Below are 13,597 nucleotides of genomic sequence, written 5' to 3' on the forward strand. Positions count from 1 at the left end.
CTACACTGCTGTGATAGCTGCCGCTGGACAGGCTTCCAGGGCTGCCAGTATCGAGCTACGGGCAGCCTCGTTGTCGAGGGGGCGGTCCGTTTTCTGGGCGCGGCCGCGTCGAAACTCGAAGTGTTCCGGCGCGACCGCGATGCACAGGCCGGCACCTATGCACGTCCTCGACACAGTGACGTGCATCGAGCTGTCAGGCATAGTGAAAGCTCCTCTCCGACCGGTGCGGAAGACCTCGCACCTTGCGGCTCATCGGCGTGAAAACGGGAACTGCTTCGACACCGAGTGGCGCATCCAGTTCGATGCCGCAAAGTGACGCGTTCGAGCCTGATGGGCTCAGATCGCTGCATGCGAGTGTCACTGAGACTGAGCGGAGGCTCGCGCGGGCCAGATGACGCCCACACTTTTCATGCCTTCCATGACGTCCATGTCGGGATTTGCTGTCAGCACCTCCTTGAACGTTGGGCTGCCGACAATCACGGACTTGAACGAGCGCAGGAACGCATCGACCTCTTCCGCCTCTCTCCGAGGAATTCCGAACTCCTCGTAGGCGGGGGTGACAATATCGGCAAATAGCGCGTCCCAATACTCCTCGGTAATTCCCATTCCGCGGTGTGAGGTCGCCATGTCGGGTCCGTGGTAGGTGTGTGGCCCACCCCAGTGCATACCCAGGAATTCGACGAAGCCGCTGATCTCCTCCTGCACCTCGGCTTCGGTCTTGTGGTTCCAGATGTGGCCGATCGTAGGATTCAGCATCGCGCGTGTGACCAGGATGCGTGCCAGGAATTTGACCGATTCGAGACCGCCCAAGCGGTAGTAAAGACTGTCTTGTTCACTCATTGTGTTCTCTCCTGGAAATAGATTGGACTGACTTAGGAAATTGCTCGTCGCGAGGCTCGTTCGGTCAGCAGAGCGAATACCGCCATCAATGCGGACCACAGTGTCAATTGTGTTGCCAACGAGGATATTCGGAATTGCCACAACAGTGAGGCGGGGAAGTCGGATGGGACCTCGTCGATGGCAGGTGCCAGTGCGTAGCCGGTGACAATGACGACGATGAGGGCCACTGCGGCTGCCACGGTGGGTAGTACCTGCGAGGCGATTCGGGTGGCAACGACGTGGCGGACGAACACGAAGGCGGCGATAGCAAGGAGTCCCAACAGCACCATCGCGAACCACAGGATGGTCCGTTGATCGATGGTGTCCGGGTCTCCTACAGCGGGTGGATTGGCAGGATATTCGAAGAAGGGAACGGCAGCGACGGAGAACCACCCCGCAGTACCGACAGCGGCAATCAGAGCGGCGGCGGACAAGCCGGAACGGGTTCGCACTGCAGTGAGTACACATGCGTAGATCGCGCCCAGCGCGGCACCCGACAGGGCGGTGGCGAGGAACAATCCTGCGCGCTGGCCGTCTCGGGGGACCAGTGGGGTGTCGTTGTGGTGGTGGCCTGCGGGAGCGCCGGTGTCGTTGTGATCATCGGCCGTGGTTGCGTGGGATTCTTCGATAGCGATCGCCGCATCGATGTGGTGTTCGCCGGTAATGTACGCGACGCCGCCGGCGAGAATGCCGGCGACGAAGCCGGCGAGAATGCCTCGGACCAACAGCTGTTTCAGTGACCCCGTCAACGTCGAGTGCGTGGTTGAAGAGGCCGTGTTCAATGGCATGGGAGACCCAGTAGGTGACGCCCGTCGTGCATCACTTCGTGGAGCAGCATGCCGCTTCGAGAGATCGCGCCTTGGTCGAAGCCGACGAGATACAGAGTGAGCATTGCTAGCAGAACCGCAGCGATCATCAGTATCGATGCCGCGACTTTTTGTAGTTCTGCGTCGGGTGTAACGCTGATCGTGGTCATTTCCGTACTCACTTTCCAATGATGTTACTGATCAATGCTTTTGGCAGAATTGCGACGATCTCCGGTCGGTCGCAGCCGAACCCTCTTCGTTCGCAGGTGATCGCCGCGGCCCGACGAGTGCGCACTTCTCGAGGACCGCCGGCGGGTGCCGGGCTCGGCTGTAGGGCATATCTGATGCGCAGAATCGGCTGGTTTCTGCTACTGCCAAGGAGGACGGTCACCTCCACCCGCGCGGCCAGGTGGATTCCGACAGCCGCCGACGAAGAGCAGGCCGCTGGGTCGCGGTCGGCAGTGCCACCCGCCGTCGGCCCTCCTGTCAGAGGGTGCGGGCCGGATCGATACTGATCGGCTCGAGGTGCGCTGTGTGGTGGTCGCGGTCGGGTGGAGTGGCAAGTACCGTCTTTGTGCGTTCGTCGAGGTCGGCGTCGCTGAGTAGCCCGCTACCCGACAGGCGGGTTTCGAGCGCATTGAGCCAGTGCTCGTAGTACGACCACGACCCTCGCTCGAGTTCACCCTCGTTCTCTTCCCAGTACGTGATGGAATCGATCAATGAGAGCTGGAATTCGGACCACTCGAACTGGCGGGCGTCATAGGCAGCTACGGCGATAGCGAATGCGCGGATCTCCCACGGTGACGCGAACGCGATGTCCCCGTCCGGTGCGCCAGGCAGACTGCAGACGAGCTTCTCCACTCGCCGGCGTGCGTCACCGAGCTCTGTGGTGTCGGGGCGAATCGAGGTTGTCATGGCTGCGTCCGAGCAGTGGGGCCGACACCGATCATGGAGTCACGGCTGACCAGCTCGGCAAGCTGGTCTTCGCTCCATCCATCGGTTCCTGCGGGGCGTCGGGGCAAGACCCAGTACCGCATCTCGCTGCTCGAGTCCCACACCCGAATCTCGACGTCGTCGGAGACGGTGTAGCCGAAGCTCTCGGCCAGTACTTTGCGTGGTTCGCGGCAGATGGCCGCTCGGTACTGGGGATCTTTGTACCAGTTCGGTGGTAGCCCGAGCACCGGCCAGGGGTAGCACGAACACAGGGTGCAGACGATGACGTTGTGAATGTTGGCGGTGTCTTCGACGACGACCATGTCCTCGCCCTGAAGGCCGCCGATGCCGAGCTCGCCGCACGCTTCGGTCGCGTCGGCGAGCAGTCGAGCCTTGAACTCGGGGTCCGACCACGCTTTGGCGACAACCTTCGCCCCGAGTTGGGGTCCGACTTCGTTCTCATAGATCTCGACCAGACGGTCGATGGCTTGGGTGGTCATGATGCCTTTGTCGATGAGCATCGATTCCAGCGCTTTGACGCGCGCAGCAATCTCTTCCTGGCTGCGGATTTTCTCACTCATGCTGACTGCACTCCTCGGGGTGTGACGAGTTCGATGTATGGGTCCCAGACGTCGAAATACACGGATTGGTTGCGCTCGGCGGTCTCGGCACCCCAGAGCTCGTCGGCCTCGAAACGGACGGTGTAAACATGCTCGGGGCACTCACCGAGATTGTTGCCTGCGGTGTCGGGGTAGATGAATGTCCCGTGTGTAAGAACGATTTCACCGGTCGCTCCGCGGATGTAGCGAGCTCGTCGAGTGTGTCCGCGCGGGGAGTCACGTCGTACTTTGACCGTGTCACCGACCTGGAAACGGGCGATCTTGTTGCTCTCGCGCTTCGCGGGTGCACCGGCCGGCACGACGGCGTTGATGAACGCCAACAGTTCGGGATCGTCGTGGTGCTCGGGCATCGGCGCATCGGGGTTGGCGAGAAAGTACTCGGTGCGACGATCGAGTTCGTCGAGATCGAGTTGCCCGGTGCGCTCGCCGTGATACTCGACTGTGTGGATCCAGTGCTCGTAGTACGGCGATTTCAAGTAGACCGCGGGATCGATCAACTCCATGCCGAAGCGGAATTGATCGACCCCGAAAAATCCGCCGCGAAAGCACATCGAGAACATTGCGAACGCGGCTTTCTCCCATTCGGCGCGGAAGATCGGTTCGTTCTCCGGGACGACTACCGGGCCCAGTCCGTCTGTGCCGGCCAAGTCGAAAACTCCGTTCATTTTTTACTTCTCCTGCCGTGACGTCTCCGTCGGGTGGGGGGTGGATCGCGATGGACTCGTACCGCGCGGCGCTTAGGGCGCGGTTCTAGATGGAGGCCAGGTTCGTGGTGCCAGAAGGCGTGGGGAATCCGCCGATCAACTTCTCGAAACTGTGGCCTGCACGCAGTACGGTGGCATCTTCGAAGTGTCTGCCGATGATCATCATTCCGACCGGGAGGCCATCGACGAGACCGGCTGGGACCGTCAGCGCCGGGTGGCCGGTGACATCGAGCGGTGCGGCGTTGGCAACCATGCCGAGCGCTTTGGTCAGGTAAGTGGCGCGGTCGATGTCGGGACCGGGTAGATCGTTGGCGGTGTACGGGAGGGTCGGCATCACCAGTACGTCGTACGTTTCGAGTGCGGCGTCGTAGGCGGCTCGAGCTACGGATACGAGATTGCGAGCTTTGGCATAGCTGACGGCACCGAGCGTGTTGACGCCGTGATATCCGCACAGTGCAACGAGTTTCACGGTTTCGGACAATGCATCCGCGTACTCGAGACGCCGAGAGGCGAAGTAGGCCATCTGTTCCGGGTCGTAGAGTCCGTCGGCGTTGAGTCCGTAGCCGTTACCGTCGAGCATTTGATAAGCGCCGCCGTCGGTGGCGATGACGTTCCACACGTGGAATGCGTGCCGGTGCCAGGGGATGCTGACCTCGTCGACGATCGCGCCGAGGCCGGTGAACCGTCGTACGGCGGCGCGGACGGTGTCGTCCACTGCGGGTTGGGAATTGTCGTGTCCGAAGCCTTCGGTGACGACACCGACGCGCAGTCCTTCGACTCCGGAATCGAGACCGGCGGTGTAGTCACCTGCAGTCACATTGCGCGGCTGGCGGGGGTCGTTTCCGTCGTAACCGGCGATGACCGAGAGCATCAGTGCGGCGTCGGCGACGGTGCGCGTGATCGGTCCGAGGTGGTCGATGGTGCGTTCGATCGGGAACGCACCGGTGTACGGGACGAGTCCGAACGTGGGCTTGTGCCCGACCACTCCGCAGAAAGCTGCCGGGATACGGATAGAGCCACCTTGATCGCCGCCGATGGCGATATCGACGTCACCGTTGGCGACCAATGCGCCGCTGCCACCGGATGATCCGCCGGCTTCGCGGGTGGGGTCCCATGGGTTGCGTACCGGCCCGGATGCGGGGGTGAAACTCGAACCGGAGAAGCACAGATCCTCGCACACCGATTTTCCTGCGATTTCTGCGCCGGATTCGAGCAATCGGGTGACGACGGTGGCGTCGCGGGAGGGGATGAACCCTTCCAGGGTTCGGGAGCCGTTCATCATCGGGACCCCTGCGACCGCGACGTTGTCTTTGATGGCCACCGTTTTGGCGGTCAGACGATCATCGACGGGAGTGGTTTCGGTGATCGACGTGGTGACGTACCAGGCTCCGAGCGTATTGTCGGTAGGGGACAGGACGCGGTGCTCGCGGTCTGGGGCAGTGGGCGCGATCGTCTCGTAGAGTTCGTCGACGATGTCGTACGAGCCGAGTGCGCCGTCGACCAGGCTTGCGAACTCCTCACGGTCTGCCGAGTCGAATTCGAGGCCGAAATGTTCGGCGGCCGCGCCGATCGCATCCGTATCTGGGCGTGAAACTGACATGCCTACACCTCACTCGTCGAGCAATGGATTGTGCCGAGAACGACCGACTGCCGAACCGGTAGTGCAGACGCCTCGAACCGATGACATTGACGGTAGATCACAAGATTAAACGCGTCAATGAGTGGCGACATATCCATGTGTTAAGTCTGTGTTGCGCACAGATTTCGGAACGCCTGTCACTCAAAATTCATGCAGTGCAACGTGAGTCGGTTCGAGGCTCGACTTCGAACCGATGTGTTCGTCGTCACAATTAACTCTAGATGGCCGACGAAATCGTGTCAATGGGTAGCGACACATAGACCTGACTGTGACGGGAGGCGAGTTCAGAGTGGCCGGAAGACTCCGTGGTGCGATTCCGCGAGCACGATGCCTCGTCTGCACTCGTTCGGAAAGCCTTGACGACTCCCACGCGCCACCGCCGTCGGCGAATCTAGGCGTTGCCGCAGAGTTTCTCTGTCGAGTTCGGCGCCCGCAGTAGCAAGGATTCGGCCGTATGCGACGATCGCCTCGTACGTGGTTTCGGACAGAGAGCTCATCGGCGGCATCGGACCTACCTGTAAGGCGTTGTACCGGCCCTCGAGGTCCCGATATGTGTCGGTCGTGCCCTGGAAGTACGCGAATGCAGCCCAGACTCCGTCGGCAGCGGAGGTGCCGATCAGTTGCTGGGTGGCTTCGTCGAGCACCAACGCCAATGTGCGTGTCCTCGAACGTAATCCCGCATCGAAACACTGCTGCTCGAACACGACCTCGTCGTGCCCGACCAGGGTCGAGAGAATCAACTCGGCTCCGGACTCGTCTATGGCGGCGATGGTGGACGAGAAGTCCGTGGTCCCGAGGGGCAGGTAGTTGTCACCGAGCACTGACGCGTTGTTCTCGGCCGCGACGCGGCGCGCCGCCCAATGGGCGCCGTAGGACCACGAATATCGGTGGCCGACGAAGAACCATGTGCGGGCGTCGGTCTCGGCCATCAACGCCGGCATTCCGGCCCGTGTCTGCGCCAACGGCCGTTCACCGAGCCGTACGATCGAGGCGCTCGGCCGACCGCCTTCGTTGAGCACAGTGTGAACCAATAACACGTCGGTGTCCTGCAGGGCGGAGGCCGCGGCGTTGAAGGTGGCGGAGGTGACACAAGCAAAGATGATTCGGCATCCGCTGTGCAGCAGTCTCCGGGTCGCGGCAGACCCGGTCAGCGAGTCGGAGGCATCGTCGCCGATCAACAGCTCCATAGGAAGGCCACGAATCCCGCCGTCCGCATTGATCTCGTCGACAGCCAACTGGGCCAGTGTTTCGGTGGCCTGTGCGAACACTGCTGCCGAACCGGACTTGCTGACCAGCAGCCCTATGCGGTGTCTATCCGGCCTCAGCGGTTCGGGTGGGCCGTAACCGCGCTTGTGCGCCAGCCATGAAACTCCGTCCTGGTCCAAGCTGGATTCCAGAACCACGCGTGTTCCGGCCCCATCGGCGAGAAACCGCAACGTCAATCGGCCCCGCCACGGTTGATGATGGACAATGGCGACCGATCGGCCCTCGCGTACAGCAGCAACGTGCCCGAGCAGCGTGATCGGCATACCTGCAGTGCCCTCACCGCCGACCGGCAGCGACACAGATACCGCGGCCCCCACCACCAGCCGTGTGCACTCGAGGTCGAGAAGGTCGCCATCGAGAAAGCTCTGAAACACCGCCGCCGGTCGTTGAGACAGATGCAATTGGGCAGTGACCGACAATCCGGCCATCAGGGCACCGCCGTCATGCCGACTGCGAACGGACTCGTCTCACGCCCGACGACGGGGTCGAAGCGCACCATTGTCGACGTTGCCCGCAACGGGCGGATCACTCGATGTCTGCGCCACCAGAGACCGTTCGAGGACATCACGAAGAAACTGTAGAGCGTCGTTGGCCGGGCCTGCAGGGTCGACCGAGAAGAACCGATTGCGGCCCGCTCGTCGCTCGATGATCACTCCCGACATCTTCAGCGCCTTCAGATGCGCAGATACCGTCGTGCGGCCCACAGATGGTATGCGGTCACTGATGAACCCTGCACTGCACTCGCCGTTCGAAGCCAGGGTGTCGAGGATCTCGCGACGGACTTGGTCGGCGAGAGCCGCGAACACCAGCTCCCGGCTTTGCTGCTCACCGACACCCATCGCACTGTCCTCATCTCGATGTGGATTCGACCTGATAGGTCAACCGACATCAACATATCTCATGCTGGCGCTTATCGAAATACTTTCGTCGACGTGTCATATTCATCGGCTTCATCGGCGCAGCAGAAACCGTTGGATCTTGCCGCTGTCTCCGTCGGGGTTCGCGCGAAGACTCGGAACGACCCGCGCGACACCGACCGGGATCGACGCGGTTCCGAGAAACATCACGATCGATTCCTGTCATCAACCCCCTCGCGCTGCCGTTCCGATGATCAGAGCACCGTGGCGGCACGGGTGCCTGGCGAGACTCGACCTGGTTCCTTCCATTCAAGTCCCCGGTTTCTCTCGGTCGGGTCTTTCCACTCCTCGCCGGAGCTGATCAACACTGCTGGGCGTCGCGATCGCGCTTTCCACTCGACGGCGCGGCTGCTCGTGCTGTCGGAACGTGCGGCACGATCAGCCGCCGAAGGACCCGGCGGGAGCCCCTCAGCGGTCTGCCCGTCACGTCGGAACGTTCGGTGTCACGCAGCGGATCTGTTTCTTAGCAACGAATTTCCTTGCAGTTCCTGTCCGCACCTCGCGTGGGTGAGCGATCTGTTTCAATACCGTCATGACCGACACTCGACGTAACACAAAATCCGGGCGCACCGTTGGTGAGAAGGTCCAAGTTCGACGCGACGACGGCGTGGTCAGTGGAACGATTGTGGAGGACTTCGCGGACTCGCTGATTCCCGGCGATCGACTGGGTCGGGACTGGGCGCAACCACATCGATGGGCGATCGCCCTCGATACGGGCGTTCTGGTGTTCGTCGACGATAGCGACCTCGACGACAGCGACACTGCCGCGGCGCGGTGACAGCAATGGCCACAAAGAAGTCGGGGGATGCCCTGGTGGATTTCGCCGCGATGTGGGAGCCGTTCGGCGGAGCACCGTTCGAAGAGGTATTCGTCAAATTCGGTGTGGACATGGACGAATACAAGCGTCGACTGTTCAGGCGATTGACCAATCCGGACCGCGCCGGGCTGATAGATGCTGCACTCCGCAGCCGCTTTATCGACTACTCCGTGCACGCGACCGGCATGACACAGCGCCCTCATCGGTAGGTCACCTGCTCGGTAGGTCACCTGCACTCGTCCGCACCGGATCGGGAAAGTCGGCTTGCTGCCCAGCGTGGAGTGTCGATCACCGTGTCGGCGCGATCGCGGGGCCGTGCGGCTTGGCCAGCTCGAACGCGGAGATCACCCAGACACTGAGGGGGCCGCGTTCGGCGAGGAGCGAAACGTGGCAATAGCACCAGCGTCAAGACATCTTGACGCTGCGGAAACTGTCGTTCTCGACTTGGTCGGCCGCTGTCGGCACGCGTCGCTGCCGCTTGACCCGGTCTCGACCCAACACGATCATCTATACAGTCCCCGCAAGTCCGCAATCCGGTTCGAGCTACCGAGGTCCTCGTCGTCGAGGACAGTCCGAATTTGCCGGTGCGAGGGAAGATCGGTGGACGAGTGTGCCACCGGTCGGTGCGCTCGGACGCAGACTCGATGCATCCAGAGAATCGACAAAATTCGATTTTCGAAACCGGATGTGCTCGGAACGTACGTTCATGACGGCGTCGCCGACAGGTTGTGAAGATACCGATGATCAGCTTTATTGCACTGACGAGTTTTTGGCTCTTCGAGTAGATCCTGCAACGCATCACCTGATGTCTCGACCGCACTGCTGGCGACAAAGCTGCTTCTCTCCGGGAGACGAAAAACCGATACTCCCCAAACACGTTCGGACGGTTTCGGTTTCGTTCGGTTGTCGGTCAGCCGGCCTTGACGCGCAGACGCTCGACCTCCGAGCGAGAGTGACGCACGGCCTCGGTGTCGGCTGCTTTCCCGCGGATCGTGGGCGAGGTCGAGATCGCGCGCCGAAGATGCTTGCGTGCTCGACGGGACGTGTGATGGGGCGCGGACTTGACGAACGCCTTACGCGCCTTGTTCTCCAGAATGCCGTCCACCTCGGCGTCGGTCACGGTCCCCGCTTCGACCTCGGGGGCGAGGATGTCGCGGACGAACTCGTATTCACGCGGCGCTGCTCGTCGAAACGCGATCGTCAGCATTGTGAACCCGAGCACGATGGAGCCGATCATGACGGGGAACGTCAGGATGCCACCCATACCGAGGCCGGTGGCGTCGTCCCAGGTGAAGTGCAGAATCATGCCCAACAACACGAACGCCAGGCCGCGCCCGATCCGGCGTGGCTGGGCCGCGGTGCCGATGATGTAGATGACACCCGTGCAGACGAGGGCACTGAAGAGCGGAGGGGAGACGAAGCTGACCGCGATGCGGGTGAACGACATCTGCACTGCCTGACCGACCGGATCGGTACCGAACGCCCGGGCAGTGGAGTTGGCCGCGTACAGGAAACCTCGAAGACCGCGAATCCGAGTCCGAGAAACGCACCGACTAGCGTGTTCCGGATACGGACAGAACGGAAAGCCTCGGGCGGTTGAGCGCGGATGATCTGCTTGTCAGTGCTGTAGATCACCGTCCCTGCGAGGGATTCCGAACGTCGCGTTCGATGCGTAGGTAAGCACCGGTACCTCAGGCGTTCGGAAAGTTTGCCCGTGTGATGCCGAAGGTGTCGTGCATCATCGGTGAATCCGGTGTGCTTCGGCAGGCATTTCCGGCTCGACAGTCAATCACCGTCTGATGGTCAGCCGTCCGCCGAATCACAGCGAGCGGACCGTTCTTTCCTGGCGTGCTTCGCACGGTACATCTCGGCGTCGGCAGTGTTGAGCAACTGCAGAATCGCTTGTTCAGAGCTGCCGTCGAAGACTTCGGTCACCGCCGAACCAACACTCACCGACACGCCCGAGATCATTCGTGCACTGGAAAGAGCGGTCATCAGCTGGCTGACGAGAAGATCGATGGTAGCCAGTTCGCCGACCGTCACACACGCGAACTCGTCGCCGCCGAGGCGGGCGACCACCCAGTCCTTCGCAGTCGATGCGCGGAGCTGTTGGGTCAGATCCCGTAACACCTCGTCGCCGGTCTGGTGTCCGTAAGAATCGTTCACGCCCTTCATACCATCCACGTCGATGACCACTGCACTCATCGCCATCGGCCGGTTCGTCGATGCGGTGACGACTATCGCTTCGACCGCAGCGAAAAGGCCTCGGCGGTTCCTCAGACCGGTCAAAGGGTCCACCAACGAATCGCGCGCCCGGGACCGAAGTTCGCCGACGTACAGGATGAGAACCAACGGCGCGGAGAACATCAACAGCATGGTCAGCGTGTGGGCCACAACCACCCACCAGCTGGCCGCTTCGCTCAATGCAGCCCTACACGCGATGATGCCCAGAACGACGACCGAATATGCCATGTGAGTCGAGCAAGCCAGCGGCGAAACAGCAATGACAGCAAACGTGGTGACAACTGCGAACAGAACCGTCCCACCGATAGCAGTCAACAGGTCCTGTTTCAACAGCAGGCAGACCGTGATCGTCACGTCGGAATAGACGACGAACGCGACGAGCGTTTTCGGGCTGGGCCAGGCACCCACGAACCAATGCACAGCAATCGGCAGTGTTGTGAGGCTGATCAGGACCACCACGGGAACGCCGATTCCGGTGTACTCCTCCGACGGTGCGCTGACGAAGCCGATGATTCCGATGGTAAGCGTCGCGACACCCGCCAAATATTGCGTGAATTTGGCACGTTCGACGGCGAGTTCGTCGAGACCCGGCCGACCGATGAACCGGCACGAAGCCTTACCGCCCGAGCGGGGTGATGCCCTGAAGCGAGCGAATTCGGCGATCATGAGAACCCCTGTGGAAGAAAGCGGCCCCCGCGACCTGTACGGTTCGGAGGCTAACAGAAAATAGACCTTTCGAAGGTGCTATCAACCAATCCTGGGCGAGCTGGCGGTTTCGGATTCAATCGAACGGCGAAGCGCATGACTCCCGTGGGCGGTGCCTTAGTTGTGGGAGTCAAGCGAAGTTCCCCGACATCGGCGAGAATTTCACCACCCGCGTCGCCGCCGGAGACGAGTGCACCTGTGCTACCCGAAGTCACATCGAGTTCGCTCTGGTCGAACCCGCAGCGCAGAACCGAACAGCTTTGGCATGCGAGGACGTACGCCATGGTCTTGACGGGTACACCGCACTGCAGTGCGACAGAAGTAACTCAACCTTCGCTGAGTTTGTATTACGACATAGGGGTCGAAGACGGCAAGGTGATGTTCGGGTTTTCTCCGTCAGAGGCGCATTACAACCCCATCGGCACTGTGCACGGCGGTCTCGGGTGCACTTGATCCTGATCGCTTGCACGGTGCACACCATGTTGCCTGCCGGAACGGGTTACACACCGATCGATCCGAACTTTAGTCAGCTCAACAGCCTTCTCGATTCGGGTGGGCCGTTGGACGCTTCTGGAATTGTTGTCAAACGAGGATCACTAGTCATCTTCGCGGAAGGTTCCATAGTCGACAAGGACGGTACGTCGTAGCAACCGAAACGAGTTCTTTGCTCGTCATACCTCCGAGGTGATACATACCGAGCAGCAGTTTCGACAGTATGGTTTGTCCTATCGCCGGCGCGCTCGAACAAGTCAGCCTCAGCGGGACAACAGCGCTCGAACTCGTCGACCAGCTGGAACCAAGATTGATGAGACCGCTGACGTTCGGACAGAAAGAGGTACAGCCATGACCACCTCCGAACTCGCTTCCATGCTTCAACGGCGCTTGCGCCCAGCGTTGTTGGGCACGGGGAACTTCGGCGGTATCGCCGGAACTGTTGGTCCCGGTGTCGGCCTGGATGCCGCGCGCGCGACCATGATCATGGATCACGCGATCGAGGTCGGGATCACGGTGTTCGACACGGCGGACATCTATGCCCAAGGCGCGAGCGAACGAATTGTCGGTCAGTGGGTGCGCGCGCACCCGGACGCGGATGTGCTGATCCAAAGCAAGGCCGGGAACACTGCCACCGGCCCGAACCTGTCACCCGAGCACATCGCCGGACAGTTGAAGCGCAGTATCGATACGCTCGGCCGAGTCGATCTGTTTCTGTCCCACCGTGTCGATCCGAACACACCGTGGGAGGACTCATTGCCAGTGTTCGGCCGGGCCGTGGAGGACGGCACGATTCGCGCCTACGGCGTCTCCAACGTCACCGCTACCGATCTGACCGAGGTTTTGCACACCGCGGACAAATTAAGCCTCGTTCGGCCGGCTCTGGTGCAGAACGAATACTCCTGGCTCACCCGACGCGACGATCCCGAACTGCTCCCTATCGTGGAGGCCGAAGGCCTGCTCTACACGCCGTACTCACCGTTGGCGAACGGGCTTCTCGCCGGCCGGTACAGCAACGGTGAGCGTCCCGGCCACGGTGACCGTGCGAGTATCGCGTCGGGCACCGCGCACCTTCTCGACGACCCCCGCGCACAGTTTCGTCTGCGCGCGTTCGATGACGTGGCCGCCCAGTACGGACTCGAACCGGCCTCACTTGCGTTGGCATGGGTCCTCAACCGGCCTCAGGTCGCTGCCCCGATCGTCTCCGTCAGCCGCGACGAGCAGTGGTCTGCAGCGTGGGCTGCCGTCCAGTTCGCCTGGACCCCAGAACTCGACGAGGCGCTAAACCAAATCCCCGAATGAAACCCGGACGGCAGGATCGTCAATATTCATCGACGTGGCGGCAACGGCGGGTTTCGCACCGTTGCAGCTCATGAATAAGGGGAGTTGCTCGCCATCGCTGCTTGGATTGTGTCGGTCGGTTCGGCAGAACTGTTAGCTAGACTGCACCATTGCAGCAGCCGTGCCGAAAACATGATCCGGTTCTTCTTGGGCGGGGGCTGTCGATGGCCTGGGGGTCCACGTGCACGGCTGGCTGCCATCGTCGTCACCGACATTCAGTCCCACCGCATTGAA

Annotated in this window: 15 protein-coding genes; 3 read left to right on the forward strand and 12 right to left on the reverse strand. The window is 61.5% G+C overall.

Annotation, left to right across the window (positions count from 1 at the left end):
- The 10 genes from CH251_RS28250 to CH251_RS12565 all read right to left on the reverse strand — a co-directional run bounded on the left by CH251_RS28250 (position 1) and on the right by CH251_RS12565 (position 7,686).
- Positions 1-201, reverse strand: coding sequence for a ferredoxin (locus CH251_RS28250; protein ID WP_080735640.1), 201 nt, complete (start codon positions 199-201; stop codon positions 1-3).
- A 156-nt stretch (positions 202-357) separates the two neighbouring features.
- The gene (locus CH251_RS12525; protein ID WP_032391763.1) at positions 358-840 is read right to left on the reverse strand and encodes a group 1 truncated hemoglobin; all 483 of its coding nucleotides are present in this window, start codon (positions 838-840) and stop codon (positions 358-360) included.
- Positions 841-872: 32 nt separating this feature from the next.
- Positions 873-1,667, reverse strand: a complete 795-nt coding sequence (locus CH251_RS12530) for a CbtA family protein (RefSeq protein WP_032391764.1) — start codon at positions 1,665-1,667, stop codon at positions 873-875.
- Positions 1,658-1,867, reverse strand: a complete 210-nt coding sequence (locus tag CH251_RS12535; protein WP_373454946.1) for a CbtB domain-containing protein — start codon at positions 1,865-1,867, stop codon at positions 1,658-1,660. Before CH251_RS12535 ends, CH251_RS12530 begins: the two co-directional genes overlap by 10 nt.
- Before the next feature lie 304 nt (positions 1,868-2,171).
- Positions 2,172-2,600: a nitrile hydratase accessory protein gene (locus tag CH251_RS12540; protein ID WP_032391766.1), complete on the reverse strand. Its 429-nt coding sequence runs from the start codon at positions 2,598-2,600 to the stop codon at positions 2,172-2,174.
- Positions 2,597-3,199: a nitrile hydratase subunit alpha gene (nthA, locus tag CH251_RS12545; protein ID WP_032391767.1), complete on the reverse strand. Its 603-nt coding sequence runs from the start codon at positions 3,197-3,199 to the stop codon at positions 2,597-2,599. Before nthA ends, CH251_RS12540 begins: the two co-directional genes overlap by 4 nt.
- The gene (gene nthB / locus CH251_RS12550; protein WP_032391768.1) at positions 3,196-3,903 is read right to left on the reverse strand and encodes a nitrile hydratase subunit beta; all 708 of its coding nucleotides are present in this window, start codon (positions 3,901-3,903) and stop codon (positions 3,196-3,198) included. The genes nthA and nthB overlap by 4 nt, the downstream gene beginning before the upstream one ends.
- 85 nt (positions 3,904-3,988) lie before the next feature.
- Positions 3,989-5,542 carry an amidase gene (locus CH251_RS12555; RefSeq protein WP_032391769.1) on the reverse strand — a complete coding sequence of 518 codons (1,554 nt, stop codon included), beginning with the start codon at positions 5,540-5,542 and terminating at the stop codon, positions 3,989-3,991.
- 323 nt (positions 5,543-5,865) lie between these two features.
- Positions 5,866-7,275 carry an ABC transporter substrate-binding protein gene (locus CH251_RS12560; protein WP_032391770.1) on the reverse strand — a complete coding sequence of 470 codons (1,410 nt, stop codon included), beginning with the start codon at positions 7,273-7,275 and terminating at the stop codon, positions 5,866-5,868.
- A 39-nt stretch (positions 7,276-7,314) separates the two neighbouring features.
- Entirely contained in the window at positions 7,315-7,686 is a 372-nt protein-coding gene (locus CH251_RS12565) for a helix-turn-helix transcriptional regulator (RefSeq protein ID WP_032391771.1), read from the reverse strand.
- A 610-nt stretch (positions 7,687-8,296) separates the two neighbouring features.
- On the opposite strand from CH251_RS12565, the gene CH251_RS12570 reads away from it, so the two are divergent.
- Both CH251_RS12570 and CH251_RS12575 read left to right on the forward strand, forming a co-directional pair.
- Positions 8,297-8,542 (forward strand): hypothetical protein, encoded by a 246-nt coding sequence (locus CH251_RS12570; RefSeq protein WP_032391772.1) that lies wholly within the window; start codon positions 8,297-8,299, stop codon positions 8,540-8,542.
- 5 nt (positions 8,543-8,547) lie between these two features.
- On the forward strand, positions 8,548-8,790 hold the full coding sequence (locus tag CH251_RS12575; protein ID WP_094613500.1) for a hypothetical protein: 243 nt from the start codon (positions 8,548-8,550) through the stop codon (positions 8,788-8,790).
- A 701-nt stretch (positions 8,791-9,491) separates the two neighbouring features.
- On the opposite strand, the gene CH251_RS12580 is transcribed toward CH251_RS12575, so the two are convergent.
- Together CH251_RS12580 and CH251_RS12585 are read right to left on the reverse strand one after the other, a co-directional pair.
- Positions 9,492-10,112 (reverse strand): PrsW family glutamic-type intramembrane protease, encoded by a 621-nt coding sequence (locus CH251_RS12580; RefSeq protein WP_080735641.1) that lies wholly within the window; start codon positions 10,110-10,112, stop codon positions 9,492-9,494.
- 272 nt (positions 10,113-10,384) lie between these two features.
- On the reverse strand, positions 10,385-11,491 hold the full coding sequence (locus CH251_RS12585) for a GGDEF domain-containing protein (protein WP_032391774.1): 1,107 nt from the start codon (positions 11,489-11,491) through the stop codon (positions 10,385-10,387).
- An 882-nt stretch (positions 11,492-12,373) separates the two neighbouring features.
- On the opposite strand from CH251_RS12585, the gene CH251_RS12590 reads away from it, so the two are divergent.
- Positions 12,374-13,324, forward strand: coding sequence for an aldo/keto reductase (locus tag CH251_RS12590; RefSeq protein ID WP_032391775.1), 951 nt, complete (start codon positions 12,374-12,376; stop codon positions 13,322-13,324).
- The last annotated feature ends 273 nt before the right edge of the window (positions 13,325-13,597 follow it).

The organism is Rhodococcus sp. 06-462-5 (assembly GCF_002258315.1).
GTDB lineage: Bacteria > Actinomycetota > Actinomycetes > Mycobacteriales > Mycobacteriaceae > Rhodococcoides.